This is a genomic window from Geobacter pickeringii (assembly GCF_000817955.1).
GTDB classification, from domain to species: domain Bacteria; phylum Desulfobacterota; class Desulfuromonadia; order Geobacterales; family Geobacteraceae; genus Geobacter; species Geobacter pickeringii.
Genome location: NZ_CP009788.1, coordinates 426017 through 450114 on the forward strand (window position 1 = coordinate 426017; position 24098 = coordinate 450114).

Annotated in this window: 21 protein-coding genes; 4 read left to right on the forward strand and 17 right to left on the reverse strand. The window is 65.0% G+C overall.

What is annotated here, in order from left to right:
* From GPICK_RS01945 to GPICK_RS02000, 12 genes are all read right to left on the reverse strand, one after another.
* Positions 1–1029 (reverse strand): T6SS immunity protein Tli4 family protein, encoded by a 1029-nt coding sequence (locus tag GPICK_RS01945; RefSeq protein WP_052263241.1) that lies wholly within the window; start codon positions 1027–1029, stop codon positions 1–3.
* A complete protein-coding gene (locus tag GPICK_RS01950) occupies positions 1026–1694 on the reverse strand; it encodes a DUF4150 domain-containing protein (protein ID WP_039740063.1) in 669 nt (222 codons plus the stop codon). Before GPICK_RS01950 ends, GPICK_RS01945 begins: the two co-directional genes overlap by 4 nt.
* On the reverse strand, positions 1694–2890 hold the full coding sequence (locus tag GPICK_RS01955; RefSeq protein WP_052263479.1) for a 3-oxoacyl-ACP synthase: 1197 nt from the start codon (positions 2888–2890) through the stop codon (positions 1694–1696). The genes GPICK_RS01950 and GPICK_RS01955 overlap by 1 nt, the downstream gene beginning before the upstream one ends.
* Positions 2891–2896: 6 nt before the next feature.
* On the reverse strand, positions 2897–5266 hold the full coding sequence (tssA, locus tag GPICK_RS01960; protein ID WP_039740065.1) for a type VI secretion system protein TssA: 2370 nt from the start codon (positions 5264–5266) through the stop codon (positions 2897–2899).
* 88 nt (positions 5267–5354) lie between these two features.
* A complete protein-coding gene (locus GPICK_RS01965; RefSeq protein WP_039740067.1) occupies positions 5355–8816 on the reverse strand; it encodes a type VI secretion protein IcmF/TssM N-terminal domain-containing protein in 3462 nt (1153 codons plus the stop codon).
* A gap of 1 nt (position 8817) precedes the next feature.
* Entirely contained in the window at positions 8818–9498 is a 681-nt protein-coding gene (gene icmH / locus GPICK_RS01970) for a type IVB secretion system protein IcmH/DotU (protein ID WP_039740068.1), read from the reverse strand.
* A 310-nt stretch (positions 9499–9808) separates the two neighbouring features.
* On the reverse strand, positions 9809–10186 hold the full coding sequence (locus tag GPICK_RS01975; protein ID WP_052263242.1) for a hypothetical protein: 378 nt from the start codon (positions 10184–10186) through the stop codon (positions 9809–9811).
* A 57-nt stretch (positions 10187–10243) separates the two neighbouring features.
* Positions 10244–11263 carry a low-specificity L-threonine aldolase gene (gene ltaE / locus GPICK_RS01980; RefSeq protein WP_039740070.1) on the reverse strand — a complete coding sequence of 340 codons (1020 nt, stop codon included), beginning with the start codon at positions 11261–11263 and terminating at the stop codon, positions 10244–10246.
* Positions 11264–11272: 9 nt separating this feature from the next.
* Complete coding sequence (locus tag GPICK_RS01985; RefSeq protein ID WP_039740071.1) at positions 11273–11758, reverse strand: DUF3124 domain-containing protein; 486 nt, start codon at positions 11756–11758, stop codon at positions 11273–11275.
* 20 nt (positions 11759–11778) lie between these two features.
* The gene (msrA, locus tag GPICK_RS01990; protein WP_039740073.1) at positions 11779–12267 is read right to left on the reverse strand and encodes a peptide-methionine (S)-S-oxide reductase MsrA; all 489 of its coding nucleotides are present in this window, start codon (positions 12265–12267) and stop codon (positions 11779–11781) included.
* Between the two features lie 64 nt (positions 12268–12331).
* Entirely contained in the window at positions 12332–13090 is a 759-nt protein-coding gene (locus tag GPICK_RS01995; RefSeq protein WP_039740075.1) for a pseudouridine synthase, read from the reverse strand.
* A complete protein-coding gene (locus GPICK_RS02000) occupies positions 13087–13713 on the reverse strand; it encodes an NUDIX hydrolase (protein WP_039740076.1) in 627 nt (208 codons plus the stop codon). Before GPICK_RS02000 ends, GPICK_RS01995 begins: the two co-directional genes overlap by 4 nt.
* 115 nt (positions 13714–13828) lie before the next feature.
* Here GPICK_RS02000 and GPICK_RS02005 point away from each other — a divergent pair, with 115 nt between their 5' ends.
* The gene (locus GPICK_RS02005) at positions 13829–14755 is read left to right on the forward strand and encodes a PLP-dependent cysteine synthase family protein (RefSeq protein ID WP_039740077.1); all 927 of its coding nucleotides are present in this window, start codon (positions 13829–13831) and stop codon (positions 14753–14755) included.
* A gap of 72 nt (positions 14756–14827) precedes the next feature.
* On the opposite strand, the gene GPICK_RS02010 is transcribed toward GPICK_RS02005, so the two are convergent.
* The 5 genes from GPICK_RS02010 to GPICK_RS02035 all read right to left on the reverse strand — a co-directional run bounded on the left by GPICK_RS02010 (position 14828) and on the right by GPICK_RS02035 (position 21052).
* A complete protein-coding gene (locus tag GPICK_RS02010) occupies positions 14828–15619 on the reverse strand; it encodes an alpha/beta fold hydrolase (protein ID WP_039740079.1) in 792 nt (263 codons plus the stop codon).
* 38 nt (positions 15620–15657) lie between these two features.
* Complete coding sequence (locus tag GPICK_RS02015) at positions 15658–16107, reverse strand: YqaA family protein (protein ID WP_039740081.1); 450 nt, start codon at positions 16105–16107, stop codon at positions 15658–15660.
* A gap of 95 nt (positions 16108–16202) precedes the next feature.
* Positions 16203–18092, reverse strand: a complete 1890-nt coding sequence (locus GPICK_RS02020; protein ID WP_039740083.1) for a carboxypeptidase regulatory-like domain-containing protein — start codon at positions 18090–18092, stop codon at positions 16203–16205.
* A 96-nt stretch (positions 18093–18188) separates the two neighbouring features.
* Positions 18189–19306, reverse strand: a protein-coding gene (locus tag GPICK_RS02025) for an IS3 family transposase (protein WP_407920188.1) whose coding sequence is annotated in 2 segments (ribosomal slippage) — positions 18189–19051 and positions 19051–19306 — 1119 coding nt in all. Because the reading frame shifts where the segments join, the coding sequence is not laid out codon by codon here.
* Positions 19307–19342: 36 nt separating this feature from the next.
* A complete protein-coding gene (locus GPICK_RS02035) occupies positions 19343–21052 on the reverse strand; it encodes an MSCRAMM family protein (protein WP_039740085.1) in 1710 nt (569 codons plus the stop codon).
* Between the two features lie 167 nt (positions 21053–21219).
* On the opposite strand from GPICK_RS02035, the gene GPICK_RS02040 reads away from it, so the two are divergent.
* From GPICK_RS02040 to GPICK_RS17475, 3 genes are all read left to right on the forward strand, one after another.
* Positions 21220–22203 carry a transposase gene (locus tag GPICK_RS02040; protein WP_039740086.1) on the forward strand — a complete coding sequence of 328 codons (984 nt, stop codon included), beginning with the start codon at positions 21220–21222 and terminating at the stop codon, positions 22201–22203.
* 315 nt (positions 22204–22518) lie between these two features.
* Positions 22519–23538, forward strand: coding sequence for a 3-deoxy-7-phosphoheptulonate synthase (gene aroF, locus GPICK_RS02045; RefSeq protein WP_039740088.1), 1020 nt, complete (start codon positions 22519–22521; stop codon positions 23536–23538).
* Positions 23539–23609: 71 nt separating this feature from the next.
* Positions 23610–24098: a hypothetical protein gene (locus GPICK_RS17475; RefSeq protein WP_039740089.1), complete on the forward strand. Its 489-nt coding sequence runs from the start codon at positions 23610–23612 to the stop codon at positions 24096–24098.

Genomic DNA, 24098 nt, shown 5'->3' on the forward strand with positions numbered 1-24098 from the left:
CTACCTGCCGGTTCCATACATTGGCTTTAACGAGTTGAGGACGTCGTCCCAGATCTGGAGCTTTTCTTCCAGGCGGTCGTCCGTGGATTCCATTTCGATGAGGATTTTAGGGTGCTCTCCCGAATCCTTTTCTCCGGCATACCGCCACATGAAACTCAATTCTTTTCTGCCCTTCTCGTCAGCCCGCAGGACCGTCTCCTCGCCCGGGAGGGCGGCGACCGCTCTTGTGCCGGTGCGGATTTTTTCGATCTTGACGTTGCCGGCAAAGCCGGTAGCCAGCAACGCCCCCAGTCTTCCCAGAAGACCGTGGTTTTCCGGTTCGCTCCGGTGGGTTTCAACGGTTTTAATGACCAATTTCAGCCCCAACGGATGCCCCTGGAACCGGGCGGCGGCCGATTCCTGCTCTAGGTAGGGGAGATTAAAAGCTCCATGCCAGGTATAGAACCAATTCCCCGGGGGAAGTTTGAGGTCGCCGAAGCGACGAGACTGGTAGGATCTAGAAATGTTGGAAAGATTTTTCTCCATGGCCTCTTTGCTGGTACCGTGAATTTTCAACCAGACGCCAGACATGCCGGCATCAAGAAGGACGTCGAAATGGATTTCCCTGGCGATCATGTGGTCCCCGTAATAAAACACCCCCCGCGCCCACGCCCCCACACAGGGAAAGTCACGGCTCTCGATAATCACCCGATCCTTCCCCTTTGGGGGACTCAGCTTGCCGATCTCGGCCAGGCGCTTCTTCCAGGCCTCGTCGCGGGCCCGTTCGCGGGGGACGTTCTCAGGCCAGACAAACTCCTCGATCTCCGCGTAGCGAAGCCTCTGCCCCTGGTGGGCCAGCTTCATTTCCGCCGGCACGTCGATGGCGAATCTTCCGATGGGATAGGTGATCATCCGTGGTGCTCCTTTGTCCGCCGCGGGGTGCGTTCCTTTTTTCTGCGTTCCTTCGCTGCTCGTGCAGGCAAGCAGGGTGAGGACCGGCGAGATGAGCAGAAAGAGGAGCGCCCTGCGCAGGGTGGTGGATATGGTCATGTGGTGGTCTCCTCGTGGGGGAGTTTTTTTCGTCCGCGCTCGAAATTGGCGAACCTCAGGTCGTAAGTCCCCGGCTCGTCGGCGAGGTGGGTGTCGTCGCAGTAGCCGTCGGGGTCGTCCTCCGGATCGGTCGTTCCTTCCATGGTGTGGCGGGCAGTGAAGGAGGGGAATTCGGCCCTGCCGCTCTTGAGGTCCGGGTGCCTGAATGAGAAGGTGAACGGTATCCGGTACCCCTCGTGGGCGCCGGCCGCCACCGTGAGATTCTCCTGCATCAGCGGCGCCGGCGGGGTGTTCCCCGTGCCGGAGAGGTTGCTGACCATCGGGTCGAGGCGGCGGCAGACGGGGCGCCCTTCGAAGAAGACGTTGTTCGAGAAATTGACGAATTTCGCCTTGCCGCCGGTGACCCCGGAGGCGACGCCGCCGAGGGAGCCCGGCTCATCGCCGCTGCTTCGGCTGAAGAACGACTCTTTCAGCATGGTCGGATGGCCGTCCACGGTGACGGTGCTACTGCCGTTGGCCACGTCGACTGAGCGGGCGACGTTGGTGTAGGGAATCGGCACCACGGAGCTTCCCATCGGGGTCTTGCAGACGTCGGTGGTAGTGACGCCGCCGCCGCTCTCCTTGTGGACCACGGTCTGGCCGTTGACGATGAGCGTTGCTCCCATCAACCTTCTCCTCTGGTGTCTCTTTTCGCCCGCTGCTCCCGTCGCCACCGGTTGAGGGCGTGGCGATCGGTGAACTCCCCCTGTTCGAGGCAGAGCACCTGCTTCTCTCCCCCGTCATCGGAGGAATAGAGGGCTACCCGTTTTCCGTGGGCCGTGTCCTTGGCGAGGGCGGCGACGGAGACGACGGTCTGCACTGCACCGAGGGCCGCACCGCATTCGCCGACCGCGAAGGCGGGGAGCCACAGCTGCCGCTCCCGGTCCGCGGGGGCGAAAATGCGTCCTTCGGTCACGGCCCATTCCAGCGCCCGGTGCCGTTCGCCGTTCAGGTCGCCGACGACCAGCCCGATCTCTCCGCCGGGGGCGGAAAGTCCGTCGAAGGCCTGAAAAAACGCCTCGGTGAGCCCCCGTCCCTGCGAAGGACGGCCTCCGGCGCGGAGGGCGGGTTCAATGCCTTGGCCCCATGACGAGACGAATGCGTAGATGGAGGCGCCCCGCTTCCGGGCCGACCCTTCCCTCTCCAGGAGGATGGCGCCGGCCGCCTCGCCGGGGATGATCCCCTCGGGGTTCGGCCCGCTCAGAAGCCTGCCTCCCTCCAGGAGCCCCTCCAGCACCGGGAGGAAGCAGAGGGAGTCGACGGCGGCGACGAGCGCCGTCTCACATCTTCCCTCCCGGAGGGTCTCCGCCGCCTCGGCTACCCGGTCGAGAAAGAGGCAGCGTCCGGTGCCCGCCTCCCGGCCGGCCGAGAGATACTCCACCGGGGAGAGGAGGGGGAGCAGATCCTCCGGGCAGGGGGGCGCTCCGACCTCCCCCGAAGGGATGCCGTCGATGATCCATGCCCGCGTCGCATCACGGGTTAAGGATGAAAGCCCGGCCATGGCCTCCCGGAGTGCCGGCGCCAGGAGCGCTGAGCTTCGTTCGCTGCCGGTCAGGCCAAACCGCGCGGCGCCCCCCGAAACCCGGCTGACGGTGGCGCCGCGCAGGGCGGTGCCGTCGGGGGCATCGGCCACCAGAACCGTCTCGTGCCAGGCGAAACGGCCGCGGTTGCGGATCACTTCCGACACGGAACGCCAGGAGGTAAGGGCCATGGGGGTCACGAGCCCGAAGCCGGTGACGGCGACCCGCTCACCGATTCCGGGCTCTTCGGCACCGGTCCGGGGGAGTTCTCCGCCGGGAGCCGGCGTGCGATTCAGCACCATCGTCATCTACCCCTTGGCCAGCCGCACCATCTCCGCCGGGTCAAGGCGGGCGATGCGGTGGAGGGTCTCGGCGGCCTTTTCCTTGAAGCGGGGTTCGGCCTGGGCGTCGAAACCGAGCCAGGCGAGCTTCAGCCCCTGGAGCGCCAGGGACGGGTCGTATTCCTCGAGCCCGAAGGTGCCGATTTCGGCGATCACCTGTTCCAGATGGGGAAGGGCCAGGCTGGTCCGGTTGGCGTTCACGAGGAGCTCGGCGAGGGCGAGGCGCCAGATGAGCTTTTCCTGGCGGGAGGCACCGGTGCCGAGCCGCTTCTGGAGCCGTTCCACCGCATCGATGAGCTTTCCGTCCCGAACGAGGGCCTGGGCTTCGCCCATCTCCCGGTCGATCTCTGCCGTGCGGGAGACCGGTTCGCCCTGTTCCGTCCCGCTCCGGCCGGCGGTCGCTCCGTGGCCGGCCATCCCCGCCAGCCACTGCCGGGTCGCCGGATCGGCAAAGGGGGTGCCGTCGGCGAAGGCGAGCCCGTCGAGGCCGGGGAGACGCTGGAGCAGGGCGGCGGTTTCGCGGCAGACGGCCTCCCGAGCCGGAGCGAAGCGTTCGCCGAGGCGGGCGAGGGCCTCGGCAGAGAACCGGTTCAGGTCGAGCCAGAAGATGAACTGGGGGAGCCGCCCTTCGGCCGCCTTGAGGAGCGCCTCGCTGTCGCCGTGGCTCGCCAGTTCCTGGAGAAAGGTCCGCACCGGCCGTTCGGGTGCCGGGATGCGGGTGCGGCCGCCGGCGGCCGGCGGCAGTTCAGCCACCGTTCCCCACGCCGCGAGGCGGGAAAGGCGGTAGGGGGCCGGGCTTGCCGGGTCCTGCTGGAGAAGCGCACCGGCCGCCTCGCCCACCTGGCGCAGCCCCGCCTCCATGGCTTGAGCGGGAGAGCCGGTTGAAAGCGTGGCGCGGGGCGCCTCCGCAGAGATGGTGGTGCTTCGCGGCAGATCACGCTCCGGCATCTCGCCGCCCGGAGCCGGCGCAGGGGAAAGGGGTAAGGCTTCCTCCGGGACGGTCTCCGGCGCAGCGGCCGCCACCACCTCCCGCAGGGGAGCGAGGGAGGGGGCGTCCTCCAGGTGCTCGCCGAGGAGGCGGCCGACGGCCTCAAGGTTCTCCGCCACGATGGCATGCTGCTCCGGCGGGAGGGTGAGCTCCCCCATCTGCCGCAGGGCCACCTCGGTCCGGTCGCGCCACCATTCCACACTCCGCTGCCGTCCCCGCATCCGGGTCGGATAGAGGTCGGCCCAGAATCGCTCCAGAAGGTCGCGCCAGACCGTGAGCCCCAGCGCCAGGCCGTCTCCCCCCCGGGTCTGAACGAGCCCCACCGCCAGGTAGCTCGCTACCAAGAGGTCCTTGGAGCGGGTGGCGAGGATGTCGGCGGCGAGGCGCACCACCTTCTCCCAGTCGATGCTCCCGGCAACGGCCGGTGAGGTCAGCTTGTCCACCTCCGCCTGGAGGGTGTCGAAGAGGGGGTCGTAGCGGACGTCCTGCCCGACCGGCTGGTCGGGGCGGACCGGTTCGCGCCCCAGGGTTGCGATATCCATGGCATACTCCGTTCCGATGCTGTTCTTCCATCCCCCCGTCTCCGAGGCTGACCAGAGGTGGAGGAAATCCCCCGGCGCCAGGGGCCGCCGGAAGGGGGCCAGGAACGAGCGCTCCAGGGTCCCCCCCATGAAGAGGGCGGTGGGCATCCCCACGGCGGCGGTCTGTATCAGGTGATGCCAGAGGCTCACGAGGATGATTTTGTCGTTAACCGGCCCCCGGTCGAGGGAGACGTGGAGCTCTCCCGTGCCGCCGTGTTCTGCGGCGAGCCGCTCCAATTCCCGCAGATCGAGAAACGAGGCGTAGGGGTCGCGGGGAGAGCCGAGGCGGTTGAGCCCCTGGCGCCGCGCCGCCAGCTCCTCCCACTCAGCCGATGGTGGGCGCAGGGTCCGGAGCCCCGTTTCCAGCTTCTTCAGGTCACCAAAGGTGGTGGTGGCCAGGTACTCGATCTGGCACCAGCTCTGCTCTCCGGCAAGGGGGAGGAGGTCCCACCTCCCTTCCCACCCCTCCAGGGGGCCGCTCCCCATGATGAGGAGAGGGTAGGGACGCCCCATGCTGTCGCTGGAGACCCGCACCACTCCCAGCACCAGCGATTCCCGCCCAAACCCGCGGGCCCAGAACCGCCACGAGCAGAACGGCGCCGCCGCGTCCCCCTGGCTGGTGAGGAGGCGGTAGCCGCTCTCCACCCACTTCGTCAGCCCCTCCACAAAGGGGGAGCCCTCGCCGAGGCGGAAGTAGTCTGCCGCCGCGGGGTGCTTGCCGAAGGCTGACCAGCGCCAGGCGGTCCCGTGGTCCGTCGATCCGATCATCGGCTCCGCTCCTTTTCGTCCGTGATTCCCATGCCGTCCTCCTGACAGCCTGCAGGGTGGCTCCCTTTCCTCATCCCCCGGAGCCCGGCTACCAACTCCGCGCGATCTGCCGCGGCGCCGTGGCGCCGGCCATGGCGCTCCCCTGCTTGACCACCTGGCCGCTCCCGATGAACTGGTAGTTGACCCTGATGGTGGTGATCCCCATCCGCGCCAGAGCCTCCTTCTCGCCGGGGAACTCCCGGGCGGGGAATGTGCGGGAACCGCCGGCGAACTCCTTCAGAAAGTCGGGGAACGCCTGGGGGCCGGCGTACCGCTTGGCGAGGATCAGGTCCCCCGCCTCGATCTGGAGAATTACGTCTCCGCAGGTGTCGGGAGACCAGTAGAAGGTCTTTCCCACCGGGAAGTTGTGGTTGACGAGGCTCTGGGCCTGGCCGGCGCACTGCAACTCCAGCTTCGTGCCGTGGGGCTTGATCCGGGCCTCGGCGTTGGCGTCGGTGGGAAGTCCCTTGATCGCCACGGTGTAGTTGGGCTGGCGTCCCGCGGCGCCGGCCTGCACCTGGGCTCCCCTGGCCAGGAAGGCGAAGAGGGAGCCTTCGAGGGGGAGCGCACCGCCGAGGGTCTGCCGGGGGGCGTAGCCCGACGCGGTGCCGCGGACGAAGGGGGCGGCGGGCCCCTTGATGAAGCGCCAGGCGAGGCCGTCGGGGCCGAGGAGAATCGGTCCTGCCTGCTGGGGTGTCATGCCGAGGGTGGCGGCCAGGACCTGCTCCTCCCAGAGGGTCTGGAGCTGGCTCGCCGATTCGCGGCGGACGTAGGCCCAGAGGTAGTCGAGGGGGCCGGTTACGAGGCGCCAGAATACCTCGTCGCCGCTGCTCCCTGCCACGCTGGCTTTCAGGCGGCCGGCGGCGTTCCAGCCGGCGTAGAAGGGGCTCTTGCCGGTGGCCGGGTCGTCGCCGAAGGTCTGGGAGGCGAGCTGGAATGCCTGCTGTCGCGACGAGGCGGCCGGGGCGATGGCGGCAAGGGCCGCCTGGTACTCCTGCCATGCCCGCGATGTCGCCAGGGGCGTTTCGATGTTCTTGGCCATCGCCTCGGCACCGAGCTTCTGGCCCAGGGTGCCGATGAGGTGCCTGCCGCCGTCGGTGGCCCGGGTGACCGCGCCGGGGGCGGCAGTGCCGGCCCGGGCCGTCTGGAGGGCGTAGAGCTGGGCCACGAAGGGGGGGGCCCCTTCTTTGCCGACGAGGGGGATCAGTTCCTGGGCCATCCGGTTCAGGAGGGTGAGGTACGGCCCCTGGTCGGTGGCCATCCGCGTTGCCGCCTGCTGCCACTCCCGGGAACCGCGGAGCCGCTCGGCACCCCGGGGAAAGGCGGCGGCGAACCCCTGCCATGAGGCCAGGGCTGCGTTGCGGTGCCAGGCGGCAAGCCCCTGGCGGGGAGCCGCCAGAAGGCGCTGGTCGCCGAGGGCCGCCTCCAGCTCCCGGACGAGGCCGTCGAGCTGCTCTTTCCCCTTGCGGGAGAAGGAGGGGGGGACGCTCCGTTCGCCGGCAACGGGGATGCTTCCGCCCCAGAACTCCGCCAGGGTCACGGCGGGGAGCCCCGCGTGCCGGTCGACCCAGGGGGCAAGCCAGGCAAGGCTTTCACCCTTGAAGGGGATCATCTGCCGGAGCCATCCCTGGAGCTGGGCCATTTCCTTCGCCAGGTCAGGGGAGTCGGCCCTCCAGGCGAGGTAGTGGAGATAGAGGGTGCCGAAACGCCGGCGGGCATCGATTCCCGACTGGCTTTCGGCGGCGAGGAACGAGACCGAGGCGGCCTGCGGCATGGCCTGGAGGTCGGCAAGGGGCTTGCCGTCCCTGCTCGCCTTCAGGACGTTGATCCGCCGGGCGAGGTGGATGGCGTACTGGGCGTAGAGCTCGTCCGGGGTGGCGGGGGAGAGCCCGGCGATGCCGGCGGCGAGCTGCCGGTCATAGGGGGCGAGGAAGCCGTCGCGGAACTGGCGGCAGAACTTCTCCTTCAGCGCCCGCTCCACCGTCGCGCTTTCGGTGAGACCGAAACGGGGGAGCCACCAGGCGCGGTTCCGCTCCTCCACCCGCAGGATTCCCTGCCGGAATGCGTCGAGGACCAGGAGGTCGTTCACCGGATCGCCGGCCAGGCGCGGGGTCCGCTCGAACTGGCGCGCGACCTCGCGGATGGTCGTCATGTTCTTCACGAAGGAGAAGGAGAGGAGGCCGCAGAGCGCCACGCCGAAGAGGAGCCACGAGACGAGCCCCAGGTTGCCGGTGACCGAGCGCCACTGGAGTGCCCGGCGGGTGGGGAAGAGGAGCCGCCGGTCCGCCGGCAGGACCCGGGCGAAGAAGTCGTGGAGAAAGAGGCCGCGGCTGGTGCCGGGGAGCGGCGTCCGTTCCGCCACCGGGGCGACGGTTTCGTCGAAGCGGGAGAAGGGGGTTCCCTCCTGGCGGCCGCTGGAAAAGAAGAGCCCCCGCAGGACCGGGGTCTCCTGGTAGGGGTTCTCGCGGAACGCCCCTTCCATAAAGGCAGCGAGGCCGGTGCCCAGATGGGCGAACTCCTCGGGGAAGAGGGCGAGGGAGGGACCCGCTTCCCGGGCTGCCGGCTGGTGGAGGAGCTGGAGCCGCAGGCTGCGGAGCCGTTCGGTCACCCCCTCCAGCGCCCGGGCGGTGAACGCCGCCACGTCGGTGGAGAGCTCGCGGTTGATCATCCCCATCGGCTGGCGCAGCGCCGCCTCGGGGATGAGGGAGGCGAAGCGGTCGATCCCCTGGATCAGGTCGCATTTGGTGACCAGCACGTAGATCGGAACCCGTATCCCGAGGGCCCGCATCAGCTCGTCCACCCGCCGCCGCATGGTCCGTCCCTCTTCGGCGAGAACCTCCTGGTCTCCCGCGAGGAGCCGGTCAGCTGCCACCGTGAGGATCAGGCCGTTCAGCGGCTCCCGGCGCCGGTGCTTGATCAGGAGCGCCAGGAGCTTCTGCCACTCGTCCCGGTCCTTCTCGCCGTCGATGGGGACGGAGTACCTGCCGGCGGTGTCGAGGACGATGGCCTCCTCGAAGAACCACCAGTCGCAGTTGCGGGTGCCGGAGAGCCCCGACTCCCGGTTGGCGTCGGCAAGGGGGGAGGCGAGGCGGGCGCTGGCGAGGCTCGTGCTCTTGCCGGATCCGCTCTCCCCGATGACGAGGTACCACGGCAGGACATAGAGCGGATTCCCCTGCCGCCGGAGGTGGGATCCCTTCAGGGTGGCGATCCCCTCCTTCCAGCGGTCCTGCAGCTGGGCGAGGTGCTCCCGCTCCCGGCCGGGCATGGCCCGGAGGACGCTGGTGTCCTGCGCGATCACCTCCTGGACGAAATTCTGTTCGCGGCGGCGGAGCATGAGCGCGCGGAGCAGGGCGATGCCGGCGCCGCCGGCGGCCAGCAGCAGGAGGAGGCAGAGGGCAACCCACCACGGCCAGTCGAGGGCGAGGACCACCCCGAACGCGAGGAGGCCGACGAGGAGCACCCCGCCGGCGATGAGGATCCATTTCATCGATTTGAGAGCCAGCTCTTTCATCTCAGTACGGCACCGTCCTTAGGAAATTGTCCCCCACGCCCGCGAGCGTGAAGCGGTAGACGAGGAAGAGGATGACGAAGAGGAGCGCCGGCGCCGCGAGGCAGACGGCGGCAAGGGGAGAAACGCGCGCGCCGCGGCGGGGAGGGGCCTGCGGCGGTGCCTCCGCCGGCCAGGCATCGGGAAAGAGCTCGGTCCGCTCCAGGGAGGGGAGGCCGACGGAACTCCCGACGAGAAGCTTCAGCTGGGCGGTCCTGATCTGGTCGAGCTGGTATTCGTCCCCCGGTTTGCAGTACCTGCCGGTGAAGCCGAGGGCCAGGCAGAGGTAGTAGACCTCGCGCACCTCCCGCTGGTGGAGGCCGAGCTGGTCGAGCCGGCGGAAGAACTCCTCCCCCGCTTCGGTGGTGTCGTGGTGGAGCCGCTGGAGCTGTTCCCGCAGCCAGAGCCCCTTTTCGTTCCATGAGGAGGAGAGGACCGCCTCGTCGATCCATGCGCAGACGGCGAAGCGGGCCAGCTCGAACTCGTCCCGGGGGATGTCCGCGCGGCGGGCGTTGGACTCGGCGGCGGCGAGGAGCAGGTCCACCTCTCGGCGGATGTCGCCGTAGGGGGGGTGGCGAAGTGCGGCGGTCCGGAGAAAGTGGGCGACGTAGGCCACAAGTTCGGTGAAGCAGTCGGTCAGGTGCATGCAGCTCCTCCCGTGGGGGCAGACGGAGTGGGCGAGCGGCCGCCGGCAGGCGGGTCCGCCGTGCCACGGAGGTGGGACAGGGGAGTGCCTGGCGAAAGGGCGCCGCCGGGATTCACGTCATGGTGTGCGATTGTTGGTGCAGGATTGCTGAAAGATGATTCCGCGAGGAATCTGCGAAGGCCGTCTCCCGTTGCGGGGGACGGAATTGATGGTCGCCTCCTGCGATACGTGCGGCGCAAGAGTAGAGGGAAGATGATTAAAAGTCAATAATAAAACTTAATGTTAATTTTACAAAATTAATAATTCGGAGTCACATCCGTGTGAAATCGTCGGAGGCCTCCATCACCTCGGGCATCCGGGAGAGTTCCGTCACGAGGCTGGCCGAGACGTCGTCGGCGGCCCAGGCAGTGGCGGTGCCCCAGCGGCGCCATCCTCCTCCATCCCGCAGGGAGCTCTGGGGCTTGTCCGGCGGCGGGGGCTGCGGCGTCGCGGGAGACGGGGGTTCGGCCGGTGCCGGCGCTTCCCCCTGCTTCGGCTCTTCGCCCGGTTTGAGGAACTTGTCGTCCAGGGTCTTGAAGGCCTTCTTGACCTCTTTTTCGGGGAAATAGACGTTCACCGTTATGAAGGCACAGGAGACGAGAAGCCCCGCCGCTCCCGCCGCCAGCCACCGAAGTACCGATGCGCTCATGTCAACCTCTCTCCTCTCTCCCCGCGACGGCGGGGAGTTTTACGGGGGATCTCCGTGTCAGGCATGGGCAAAGAATTCCCGGAAGGCGGCCACCGTCCGCTCGATGTCGGCGGCGGTCACGTCCAGATGGGTCACGAGGCGGATGCTCTCCCTCCCGGAGATGAGAATTTCCCGCTCCCGGAGGAAGGGGACGAGGCGATCGGCCGCGTCGGGTGCCAGGGAAACGAAGACCATGTTGGTCTGGACCTCCGCCGGGTCGATGGCGACTCCCGGGATCGATGCGAGCCCCTCCGCCAGGAGCCGGGCGTTGGCGTGGTCCTCGGCGAGCCGCGTCACGTGGGAGGTGAGGGCGACGATCCCCGCGGCGGCGAGGCTTCCGGCCTGGCGCATCCCCCCGCCCAGCACCTTGCGCCAGCGCCGGGCGGTCCCGATCAGCTGGCGGCTGCCGCAGAGAAGCGAGCCGACCGGCGCGCCGAGCCCCTTGGAGAGGCAGACGGAGACCGTGTCGAAGTGGCGGGAGATCTCCCGGACGTCGACCCCGAGCTTCACGGCGGCGTTGAAGATCCGGGCGCCGTCCAGGTGCAGGGCGAGCTCCCGCTCGCGGGCGAAGGCGGCGGCCCGGCCGAGGTAGTCGAGGGGGAGGACCGCGCCGGCGGTGGTGTTCTCCAGGCAGAGGAGGCGGGTGCGGGCGAAGTGGGGGTCGGTGGGCTTGATGGCCCGGGCCACCTTCGCGAGGTCGAGGGTGCCGTCGGGCTCGAAGTCCAGGGGCTGGGGCTGGATGCCGCCGAGGACCGCCGCCCCTCCTCCCTCGTAGCGGTAGCAGTGGGCCGTCTGGCCGGCGATGTACTCGTCACCCCGGCCGCAGTGGGAGAGGAGCGCCAGGAGGTTCGTCTGGGTGCCGCTGGCGGCGAAGAGGGCCGCCTCGGTGCCGAGCATCTCGGCTCCCAGGGCCTCCAGACGGTTGACGGTGGGATCCTCGCCGTAGACGTCGTCCCCCACGGGGGCGTCGGCCATGGCGGCCCGCATGGCGGGGGTCGGTCTCGTAACGGTGTCGCTGCGCAGGTCGATGATCTTCACGGATTCCCCTTATCTGCCCGGCGCGGGCCTGATCTCCCGGCCCGGGCTCACGAAGGATATTCCCTGTCCCGAGCGGGCGCCGATCATGATCGCCTCGACCACCGGCTCGCTCACCTCCTTCGGGGCTTCCCACCGGACGATGTAGTGGGCGCCAAAGCCGCCGGCGGTGTCCTGCTCCTTCAGGAAGAAGTTCGTGGACCCCTGGGGGGCGAGGGGGTGGGGAGCGGCAAGGGAGCGTTTGACGAGCCTGCCGTTGGAATCGTGGTAGTCGACCGCCGTGACGGTGATGACGCCGACCGGGTCGGTATTGCGGATGCTAAGGGTGGCCGCCAGGTTGAAGGGGAGCGCCCGGTCGCCGGTGTAGACGTGGGAGTAGACCGGCACGTAGAGGGTCTGCCCCCGGGAGAGTCGCGGCTCCGCCCCGACCGTAGCGGTGCAGAGAAACGTGAGGATCCCTGCCGCAACGAGCAGGCGACCGAATGATGTGATGCCCATGACACCTCCTGGATGGTGTGCTACCAGTGGCAGCTGCCGCCGCCGCGCTTTTCGAGGTACTGCTGGTGGTATTCCTCGGCCTGCCAGAAGGTGGCGGCCGCGGTGATCTCAGTGACGATGGGGCGGCTGTGGCGCCCCGACCGCTGCTCCCGCTCCCGGGACGCCGTGGCGGCCAGCTCCTGCCGGACGGAATGGCAGAAGATCGCCGAACGGTAGTTGGTGCCGACGTCGGGGCCCTGCCGGTTCAGCTGGGTCGGGTCGTGGCACCCCCAGAAGACCTCCAGGAGCTCGTCGTAGGAGAGCTGCGCCGGGTCGAAGGTCACCTCCACCGCTTCGGCGTGGCCGGTGGTCCTGGAGCAGACCTCCTCGTAGGTCGGGCGCTCCTTCCACCCTCCCGTGTACCCCACCCGGGTCGCGACGACCCCCTTCACGGCGCGAAACGCCGCCTCCACCCCCCAGAAGCATCCCGCCGCAAAGGTCGCCGTCTCACGCCGCTGCGCATCGTTCATGGTCCGTTCCTCCCCCGCTCCCTTTGTGTCCGCCTATAAACCATAGCCCCTCGGGGGGGGCCGGTCAAGGCGCGGGGGGGAGCCATTGCGGCGGGACGGCATCGCGCCACCCCAGCCGGTCGAACAGGGCGAGGAGTCCCGCATCGATGGGGGCGGAGATTGTGAATGCCCTCCCTGACGCGGGGTGGGGGAGGGTGAGCTCGGCGGCGTGGAGGAGGAGCCGGCCACACGCAAACTGCTCGCGGAAGAGGCGGTTGTGGCGTCCCTCGCCGTGGGTGGTGTCGCCGATGATCGGGTGGCGCAGGTGCTTCAGGTGGCGGCGGAGTTGGTGCCGGCGGCCGGTTTTTGGCTCCAGGAGCACCAGCGAGTAGCGGCTCGTGGGGTAGCGTCCCGTGGCGACGGGGAGCTCCGTCGCGGCCAGTCGCCGGTAGAGGGTCACCGCCTCCCGGGGGAGGCGGTTGGCGCCTTCCGTCCCGTCGAACCGGTCCGGTTCCTCCGTGAGCGGGTGGTCGATCACTCCGTCGTCGGGAACGATTCCCCGCGCCACCGCCAGGTACCGCTTGGCGACGGCTCCCGCGGCGAAGGCGTCGGTGAGGCTTCGCGCCGCCTCCGGCGTCAGGGCGAAGAGGAGGAGGCCGGAGGTCGGCTTGTCGAGGCGATGGACCGGGTAGACATGGCGCCGGAGAAGGTCGCGCACCTCCTGGAGGGCGAAGCGGGTCTCGTGGCGGTCGATGGGGCTGCGGTGGACGAGGAGTCCCGCCGGCTTGGCAACGGCGACCAGATGGTCGTCCCGGTGGAGGATGGCGATGGCCGGGGCGCTCATTCCTTCCCTCCGTCCGGGGAGGGGAGCAGTTCTGCCACGATCTCCAGGAACTGGGTCACGAGCCGGTAGGTGATCCCCCAGAGAACCGGCTTCTCCGCCACGGGAAGGCGGATGGCGGGGCGGACGAAGCTCTCGCTCCCGAAGCGAACCGTGGCGCTGGTGTGGCGACGCCGGTCGGCGAGGACGGCGAGGGGGACCCAGAAAGGGTCCCGCACCTCGGCGCCCGGCACCAGGCGAGGGGGAGCGTCGATGGCATAGACGAAGCAGGAGACGAGGACCGGCAGGTGGGCGCCGGTTATGTCGGAGAGCCGGCCGAGGAAGCGGGCGCCGGCCAGGTCGAGCCCCAGTTCTTCCCGCGTCTCCCGCTCGGCTGCGGCGCGGGTGGTGGCGTCGGCCGGCTCCACCTTTCCGCCGGGGAACCCCAGGTCGCCGGACCAGGGGTCGCCGTCATGGGCGGCCCGCTCGATGAACAGGACCGACGGAGAATCCGGGCCGGGGGCCAGCACCAGTGCCACCGCGGCGCGGGTGCGCCCCTCTGCCGGGATGATCTCCGGCTCCCGTGACGCCAAGCGCTCTGCCACCGCCTCCCACCATCCGCTTCCCTGCCGTCGTGTCGGTTCCATTGCTTCACCCTACCCCAGATCGGCGCCGGCGGCAACCCCGCCGCGGCTGGGCGGTTGTAATTTCGGCGCGTGTTGGGGTATCATGAATCCGATCTAACAGCCGGAAGGAGCGGTCATGACCCATCCCCCCTTTTCCCTCGCCCGCAGCATCGGCGCCACCCCCCTGGTGGAGCTGCGCCATCTCAACCCCAATCCCCGGGTCCGGATCCTCGCCAAGCTGGAGGGGAACAACGTCGGCGGCTCGGTGAAGGACCGCCCCGCCCTCTACATGCTCACCAAGGCGGAGGAAGGGGGGGAACTGACGTCGGAGAAGACGATCCTGGAGCCGACCTCGGGGAATACCGGCATTGCCCTCGCCATGCTCGGCACTGCCCGGGGATACCGGGTGAAGCTCGTGATGCCCGCCTGCGTCAGCCTGGAACGGCGGGCCGTCCTGGAAGCCTACGGCGCCGAGCTGGTCCTCTCCCCGGCGGAGGAGGCGACCGACGGGGCGATCCTCCTCGCCCACCGCATCCTCGGGGAGGAGCCCGACCGCTACTACATGCCGAACCAGTACGCCAACCCCCACAACCCCCTGGCCCACTACGAGACCACGGCACCCGAGATCGACCACGCCACCGGCGGAAGCATCGACTTCTTCGTGGCCGGCATGGGGACGGGTGGTACCCTGATGGGGGTGAGCCGCTACTTTCGGGAGAAGAAGCCGGGGGTGGGGATCGTGGGGGTGGAGCCGCGCCTCGGCCACCGGGTCCAGGGGCTCAAGAACATGCAGGAGGCGATCGTTCCCGCCATCTACGACCCCGCCGCCCTGGACCTCAAGCTGACGGTCCAGGATGAGCCGGCCTTCGAGACCGCCCGGGAGCTCGCGGGACGCGAGGGGCTCTTCGTCGGGATGTCGAGCGGCGCGGCGGTGGCCGGTGCTATCCAGGTGGCGACGGACGCCCCCGCCGGGAGCACCATCGTGGTCCTCCTCCCCGACCGGGGGGACCGCTACCTCAGCACCTCCCTCTTCCGCTCCGTCTGCGGCAACTGCCCCCCCTGACGGGGAGCTGGCCGGAACTACGCAAAAAGCCCGCGAAAGCGGGCTTTTGTCTTTGGGGAGCATCCCGGAGGGTCAGAGGCTTCGCAGGAACTCAAGGAGAGCGTCGTTGAACGCCCCCGGGTGCTCCAGATTCGCCATGTGCCCCGCCTGGGGGACGATGCAGAGCCGGCAGCCAGGGATGGCGGCGGCGATGGCCCGGGCGTTTTCCGGCGGAGCGGCCCGGTCCTCCGCGGCGCCGATGGCCAGCGCCGGAAGGGCGAAACCGCCGAGGAGCGGGGTGTAGTCCTTCCGTTCCCGCATGGCGAGGAGCCCGCCGGCGAGCCCCCGGGAGTCGGTCTCCGCCATCCAGCGGGAGACCTCGCCCACGAGCTTCGGCCGCTCCGTAAGGGAGGCGTCGGCGAAGAGGATGGTGCGGAAGGCGTCCACCACCACCTGGGGGCCGAGCCGCGTCACCTCCTGGGCGAGCTGGAGCCGCCGTGCCTTTCCCGCCTCGTCGTCGGCGGTGGCGCGGGTGGTGATGAAGACGGCGCCCCGAATCCTCTGCCGGTGGCGCTCCAGCAGGTTCATCAGGACGTAGCCTCCCATGGACATCCCGCCGATCACCGCTTCGCCGATGCCGAGGTGGTCGAGGAGTTCCGCCACGTCGTCGGCGAAGAGCTCCATGGAGTAGGGACCCTCGGGGGCGTCGCTCTCGCCGAAGCCACGGAGATCCGGCGCGATCACCCGGAACCCGGCGCCGGTGAGGGCCTGGATCTGGGGGTGCCACATCCGCCGGCAGAGGGGGAAGCCGTGGATCAGGAGCACCGCCGGCCCGCTGCCGTGGTCGTCGTATGCCATGGTGATGCCGTTGATGACTGCGCGCATGTTCGTCCTCCGCTGTCGTTGCTGGTCGATGAGAGATTTCAGTGCCGGGCGACCTGCAGGGTGAGCCACGCCACGAGCGCGTAGCGGGCAAGCTTTCCCGCCGTTACCAGGAGGGTAAAACGGCCGAAACCGACCCGCAGGACTCCCCCCACGAGGCACAAGGGGTCGCCGACCACCGGAAGCCAGGAAAAGAGGAGCGACCAGGCGCCGAAGCGGTCGTAGCGGAGCCGGGCCTTCCGTTCGGTCTCCTCGTCGATCCGCAGCACCCTCCGGACGAGGAACGGTCCGCCGAAGAGCCCGATGGCGTAGGTCGAGCAGGCCCCGAGCGTATTCCCCCCCGTGGCGACCGCCACGGTGAGGAAGGGGTCGTGCCGGGCCACGAGCATCGCCACCAGGAGCCACTCGGAGCCGAGCGGCACCAGGGTCGAGGCGAGGAAGCTCAGGGCGAAGAGGGCCGGCTGACCGTGACTGGCGAGAAACTGCTCCATGGGGGCCAAGGTACCGGAAGGAGGGGGGAAGTGTCAAAGGGTTTGGGGGAGTCCACTTTTTTCTCTGGGAGAGTCCTCTGCCCACTTCAGGACTTTCAATGGAAATGTGACAAAGTAGAATTAACCAAACGAGACTTTTTCTTGCGATATCGGCCGAGGTCTTCGGAATCGTTCGCCTCATCGTCGTCAGACGCTTTCTCGGATGCTGCGCTAAGAACACCATCAATACCTGACAGTGCACCAGGTGCTTTCACGGTGACAACGGAAGCTTTCTTCTTTCCTTTCCAGTTAAACCATCGTCCGGCGAACTGATCTGAACCCTCAAAGAAAACCAAATAGCTGCCGGTATTGAGCCCCTTCAGGAAGTACTTGCCGTCCTGGTCCGTGTGAGAGGTCCCGACCAATCCTTGTGTGAACGCGTTAAAGAGCTTCACTTCGTGGAATGCAATCCCCTTGTTCTCCTCGTCGGTCACAATACCGGAAATGCTCCCGCCACCGGGCAGGAGCAGTGCATCAATAGCAGTGATGTTTTCAGTGCCTGAAACGGGGATGGTGTCCGCGTGCACCATGTCTTCCCTGTCCTTATACCATTGCCTGATGAACCCCGAGTCGAGGGTGTCGAATTCGATCTTGTAGTTTCCGCCGGGGAGACCATTGATGACGAAGTTCGAGTTGAAACTTGTCCAGCTCCATGATGAGGAGACAACTTCACCGGTGATGGCATCGTACGCCCTTACCAGCACCGCTTCCGGCGATGGGCAGGAGTTGATCTTGATTGTCCCGGAGATGCTTCCTCCCCTGGCGAGGCTCGCGTCGATACCGGTCAATACATTTGGGGCGCTCACCGTCAGGGGGATTGCATCCACCCTGGTGCGTGCATCCTTGTACCAGGAGCTTAAATAACCACCCATGGCGGACCACCTGCCGTCGAATCGGACGTTGTAGGTGCCGCTCGGCAACCCGCTGAGTGTGTAGGTGCCGCGAAAATCGGTCGAAGTAATATCGGCCAGGTTGCCGGTAAGGGTATCATATGCCGCTACCTGTGCGTACCGCACCCCCGCGCCGTTAGTGCTGTCCGTTACCGTCCCTGAGATGCTTCCACCTTTCTCCAACGAAGCATCAATGCCGGTCGTTTCAGCGGCGGCTACCAAAACAGAGGTAGCTTTAGCCCTGTTCCGGGATGAGTTGTACCATTCATTTACGTATCCGGGGCTGCTGAAAAGTACCGCGTAAGGGCCCCTCTTCAGGCCGGTGAGGGTGTAAACGCCGGCAGCATCTGTAAACGCATAGTTGGCTTCAAGCGCCCCGACTTGTCCATACGCGGAGACATATACTCCCTCGATCCCTGCCCCAGTCGATTTGTCCGAAACTCTGCCGGAGATGCTTAACCCTTTTGTCATGGCTGCATCAATGCCGGTCAGCTCCAGCGGAGCCGTTATCGAAATGGGGATGGGCCTATCCGTGTCAGACGGCAAACTGTACCAGAGCGAAACATAACCCCACAAAGAGAAACGAATCTTAAATGAACCGTTTGGAAGCCCCTTGAGAGAATAAGAGCCGTCCGGCAGCGTGATGGTGCCGTAACCCCGGCGCGTTTTAGTATCCTCTGCGAAAACCATGACGCTACCGAGACCTGTTCCGGTATCCAGATTCGTCACCTTCCCCGAAATGCTTCCCCCCTTGAGCAGAGCTGCATCGATGCCGGTCTTTGCCTCAGGCTGGACAACGTGCACGATGTCCGAGCATGTCATGCCGGCTTTGTTGTTGAACCATTTACTCAAATAGCCGCTTGCATATTCGCTGAATTGGATTTTGTAATCTCCGCTGGTAAGTCCTGAGATGGTATATAGGCCATTTGCGTCGGTTACCGTGCCGTTGATCCACATGCCGGAGTTGCTGTCAATCGCGGTCACGTAGACGCCGGGAATGCCTGCGCCGGTTAGACTGTCGGTTACCGTGCCGGAGATGCTGCCCCCCTTGACCAATGCCGCGTTGATGCCGGTGGTTGCCTTGTTTGCAGTGACGACTACCTTCGTAGCAGCTTCCGTGCTCTCCTTACCGTCGTACTGACCTTCCCCCCATCATTCAGCCATTTGGAAGTTAGTGATTTGGCCTTGTTGGGGTAAAGAGTTGGCAAATTCTTCCGGCGTCAAATTGTTCAGCGAACTGTGCGGCCGGAATGTGTTGTAGTCCTTGCGCCATGCTTCGATCTTTTTTCTCGCGTCGTACAAGTCAATGAATACGTTCTCGTTGAGGCATTCCTCGCGCAGTTTGCCGTTGAAGCTTTCAATATAAGCGTTCTGTACCGGTTTCCCCGGCTGAATGAAGCGCAACCTTACTTTTTTCTCGTAAGCCCAGGCATCCATTGCCCTGCTTATGAATTCCGGACCGTTATCCACGGTGATGACCTTGGGCAGGCCACGGGTCGAAGCTAGTCGGTCCAGAACACGTGTGACCCGCAACCCCGGCAGAGAGTGATCCACCTCCAGTGCCGGGCATTCCTTGGTCAGGTCGTCTACGATGGTCAGCACACGGAACCGCCTGCCGTTCCACAGACTGTCGGAGACAAAGTCCATTGACCAGTGCTCGTTTGCCTGCTGCGGCCAATCCAGCACAACTCGAAGATGGCTGAGGCGTTTCTTCCGCTTCTTGCCACGTAGCGACAGCCCTTCTTCACGATAGAGCCGTTCTATCCGCTTGTGATTCACCTGGTGTCCTTCTCGTTGAAGCAGGACATGCAATCGCGGAGAACCGAATTTTCGCCGCTGCTCTGCCAGTTCTCGCAGTCTTATACGCAGTTCAGTATTCTTGTCCGGTTTCGGCTGGTACCGAAAACTGCTCCGGTCAAGGCACGACAGCTTACAGGCCCGCCGCTCGCTGATGGAGTAGGATTGCCGCAGGTACTCCACAACGTGCCGTCGTGCAGCGGGTGCTACCACTTTTTTGAGACGACGTCTTTGAGAATCTTGTTGTCAAGCAGGGCCTCGGCAAGCATCTGCTTGAGCTTGCGATTCTCGTCTTCAAGCTGTTTAAGGCGTTTGGCGTCGGAGACATCCATCCCGCCATACTTCTTGCGCCAAGTGTAGAAGGTGGCATCGCTGACGCCGTGCATTCGGCAGAGGTCTACGACCTTCATGCCAGCTTCTGCCTGCTTCAGGATGCCAATGATCTGTTCTTCAGTGAATCGCTTTGCTTTCATGTCTAGTCTCCTTCGGAAGGTTCTAGACCGAAATCACTAAGCTTGCAATGGTTCAGTTTCTGGGGGGAAGGTCACTGAAAATGTTGTGGTGGCGGAACCGGCAAATAGGCCTGTCGAAGCGTCATATGCTTCAACGGCAAGGTTCGGGATTCCTTGGTTGGTCCAGGCATCGGTCACCCTGCCCGTAATGACCCCTCCCCTCATGAGAGCGGCATTGATCCCCTTTGTCTCACCTCCGGCTGACACGGTAACAATGGTCGCGTCATTTGCACTGTTACGGTTGTCGTACCATTGGCCAAGGTATCCGTCAGTTGTGCTTTTGAATCTGATCTTGTAACTGCCAGGCGGAAGCGGATAAATGCTGTACCCAAACCACCTGGACGTCACAGCATTGGCGACAACCCTTCCTGACAGGCTTTCGTACGCCTCTACCACAACAGAGTCAATGCCGGTATTGGTGAGTTTATCCGAAACCATGCCGGAGATTCTTCCGGCTTTGGCCAACGAGGCATCGACACCATTTGCCCCCGCAGGCGAGTCGACCGTAACAGGGGTTGCGGTCGATATGTCATCCTTACCCTTGTACCACTGGCGGGCATAGCTTACGTACGGCGAGAACTGTATCTTGTAGACGCCGTTCGGAACCGCGGTAAAGGTATACGCGCCAACGGAATTTGTGAACACATACTTGATGTAATTTCCTGTTGCTGCCTCATACAGATTGACCGCTACATAAGAAACGCCGGCCCCGGTTTCGGCGTCAGTAACGGAGCCGGTTATCCAGCCATCCCTCATGAGTTCCGCATCAGCGCCGGTAATGCTGTCAAGTGCCGAGATTCGTACTTCTGTAGCCGAAGAAGTGTCAGATTTACGTGGGTACCACTGGGTGAAATAGCCAGTGGCTTTGAAAGCCACCTTATAAGTACCGTTCTGGAGACCATTAAATACATAGGTTCCATCTGCCCCGCCGTAGGCGGCTGTGACAAGGCCTCCTGTCGCAGCATCATAAAGCTCCACTCTGACAGAGGGTATTGCCTGCCCTGAGTAAGAGTCTCTGACCGTACCAAGGATGCTGCCACCGTGCACCAAAGCGGCATTGACATTAATTGCCACCGCCGGAGACATCACGCTGACAACTGTTGCGGCATCCTGCGTGGGGTTGTTGTCGTACCATTGGGGCAAAAAACCACCATTCGCCGGGCTCTCAAACTTGACTTTGTAATTGCCGGACGAAATCCCTCCGATGGTGTATGTCCCGTCGAGAGCGGTCGTCTGCGAACCGACCGGTGCTCCGGTGACTGCATCATAAATCGTAACTTGTGCTCCCCCAAGGGCCGTACCGGAGGCGCGTTCGGTAATCCTCCCTGCAATTCCGCCTTTTTTCACAAGAAGCGCATCCGTACCCACGGTAATGTATGGTGCCGTCACGGTGACAGGATTCGCCAATGATCGGTCCCTTTTGTTATTGAACCATTGCGCCTCATAGCCTTCGGTGGATATCTCAACGACATAAGAGCCATCAGTGAGACCCATGATAAGGTAGTAGCCGTTCAAGTCTGTCTTTGCCTCGCCTGCTTTGGTTCCCGTTGTGCTGTCGTAAGCAAATGCCGTGACATTCTGTAATGGCTTTTTATCGGTGCTGTCCCTCACGACCCCCGAGATGCCAACGATTGCCGCGGAAGATGTCGATGAAATCGCAAAAACAGTAAAAAGAACCAACACGATTAAACGAAAAATGGCAGACATGCAGAACCTCCAATAAATTCAAACAAAAGAAGAAAACTTTGTAAATATTAGTTGCGACAGATTAATAACACATAATCATTCGAGTGCGAAAACGTTTTTTCTCGTGTGGGGATGTGGGACGTTGTTAGCTAGTTGACTAGTGCCCCGGCTTCTGCTATTTTTCACCCATGCCACGTACAGCTCGCATCGACATTCCCGGCATCCTTCATCACGTGATCGTCAGGGGGATCGAACGCCGGGTCGTCTTTATGGATAACAGCGACCGGGAATCGTTCACTGCGCGCCTTGCGCGGCTTCTCGAACAGACGGGAACCGACTGTCTCGCTTGGGCGCTGATGGACAATCACTTCCACCTCCTTCTGCGCACCGGGCCAACGAAGCTTGCCACCTTCATGCGGAGGCTACTCACCGGTCATGCCGTCACCTTCAACCTCCGCCACGGTCGAGTTGGCCATCTGTTTCAGAACCGCTACAAATCCATTGTCTGCGAAGAGGAGCCGTATCTGTTGGCGCTCGTCCGCTATATCCATCTGAACCCCTTGCGGGCTGGCGCAGTGGGGGACATGGAAGAGCTCGACCGCTACCCCTGGAGTGGCCATGCAGTCCTCATGGGGAATCGGGAGCTTGCCGGACAGCAGACCGAAGAAATTCTTTCGCGTTTCGGGTGCAAGAAAGCAAAGGCCAGGCATGCCTACCGGCAATTCGTTGCGGACGGCATCGCGCTCGGCAAGAGAAGTGAGCTTACGGGAGGTGGCCTCCGAAGGAGCGGTTCCGTGGCAGGTAAGCCCGAATCGTTCGACGAGCGCATTCTCGGTGGTGGAGAATTTATCGAGCGCATCCGGGGCGAACTCTCTGAACCGCGACCGGTCGGATCGCTCCTCCCCCTCGATGAGCTGATAAACCGGATTGCCGTAATGTGCAATGTGGATTCAGACGCACTACTCAGGCGTACGAGGGTTGCGGGAGTTGCCGAGGCGCGGAGCATTGTCTGTTTTGTTTCGGTGCGCGAGATGGGATACAGCGGTGCGGAAGTCGCACGGACATTGAAGATGAGCCGCGCGGGGGTTACCCTGGCCGTGGCAAGGGGGGCCGGGTTGCTGGCATCGGACTCCGCGATTAGAGATAATATCGCAAGCAAGTTAGCTGGCTAACAACGTCCCCTTGGGGAGGTGTAAATATTTTGCTTGACATCCTCTGGCCGGCTGGGCAACTATACCTCCCATGTTCAACAAAGGCTTCATTTCCTACTTTAGCTTTTACTTTTGGTACGGCTTTTATTTTAGGCCGTCTGCCCAGGGTAGGGGTTTATCGTAGGGGAAGCTGAACAGACCATACACTAAACCGGAAGCCGGGGGCGGACAGAGAGACCACCCCCGGCTTTTTCGTTTCAGGAGCAGCAGATCTACACAGGCCGGGGGAGAAATCCTCCGGCCTGTGGCGTTTCCGGGAAAACAAGGGAGGAAAGGATGATCATCGTTATGAAGTCGGGTGCGGCGAAGAAGGATCGTGACGAGGTGCTCAAGCGGATCAAGGAGCTCGGTTACAAGCCCCACGTGATCCACGGCACGACGCGGGACGTGATCGGCGCCGTGGGGGACGAGCGGGGGAAGCTGGTGCTCCAGTCCATCGAGTCGATGCACGGGGTTGAGAGCGTGGTACCGATCCTGAAACCGTACAAGCTCGCCTCCAGGGAGGTGAAGGGGGAGCCGAGTGTCATCCGGATCAGCGATACGGTGGCGATCGGCGGTCCGGAGATCATCGTCATGGCCGGCCCTTGCTCGGTGGAGAGCGAGGAGCAGATCATCGAGACGGCGAAGGCGGTGAAGGCGGCCGGGGCCCAGGTGCTCCGCGGCGGGGCGTTCAAGCCGCGGACCTCCCCCTACTCGTTCCAGGGGTTGGAGGAGGAGGGGCTGAAGCTCCTGGCCAAGGCCCGGGAGGTGACGGGGCTCCCCATCGTCACCGAGGTGGTGAACCCGGAGACGGCGGACCTGGTGGCCGAGTATGCCGACATCCTCCAGATCGGCGCCCGCAACGCCCAGAACTTCGCCCTTCTCAAGAAGGTGGGGCAGCTCAACCGGCCGGTGCTCCTGAAGCGGGGGATGTCCATGACGATCCAGGAGTTCCTTATGAGCGCCGAGTACGTCATGAGCGAGGGGAACCAGCGGGTGATCCTCTGTGAGCGGGGCATCCGCACCTTCGAGACCGCCACCCGCAACACCCTCGACCTCTCGGCGATCCCGGTCCTCAAGCAGATGACCCACCTCCCGGTGGTGGCCGATCCGTCCCACGGCACCGGCAACTACCACTACGTGGCCCCCATGTCGCTGGCCGCTGTGGCCGGCGGGGCCGATGGCCTCATGATCGAGGTCCATCCCGACCCGGAGCGCGCCTCCTCCGACGGCCCCCAGTCCCTGAAGCCGAAGAAGTTCGATGCCCTCATGGCGCGGCTCCGGCTGGTGGCCGGGGCGGTGGAGCGGCGGGTGTAACGGGAAAGCGCTTGCCCTTTCCGGTTTCCTTCTCTATTGTGAATGGAATTTAACTATTCCAGGAGGGAACCATGAATGCGGTACGGACCATAGCCGCTTCCCTGATCGCTGTCGCCCTGGCCCTGCCGGCGGAGGCCCGCAAGGGGGCGCCGGCGGACCCGGCGGTGGCGGCCGAGGCGCGCCAGAGCCTGGAGGGGATCCTCGATCTTTGGCGCGCCGGAAACTATGAAGGGGTCTACGACCAGACGTCGGTCTCGGGGCGGGAGAGCCGGGAGGCGTTCGCCCGCAAGCTGGCGAGCGCCTCCCGGCGGCCGGCCTGCTGCTGGGAGAAGATGCAGGAGGTGCGCGCCACCGCAGGGAGCGGCGATGCCGTCACCATCCGGGCCCGCTTCGGGCTGGAGGGGCCGGGGGAGACGGAATACTCCACCCGCTCCGTCCGTCTCGTCCGGGAGGAGGGGGGGTGGCGGGCCACCCAGGCCGACCTCCTCGCCCTTGCCGGGGCGAAAAAGAAACGGCACCGTCATTCCCGCACGAGCACCCGGGAGCGCGGCGGCTGGTAG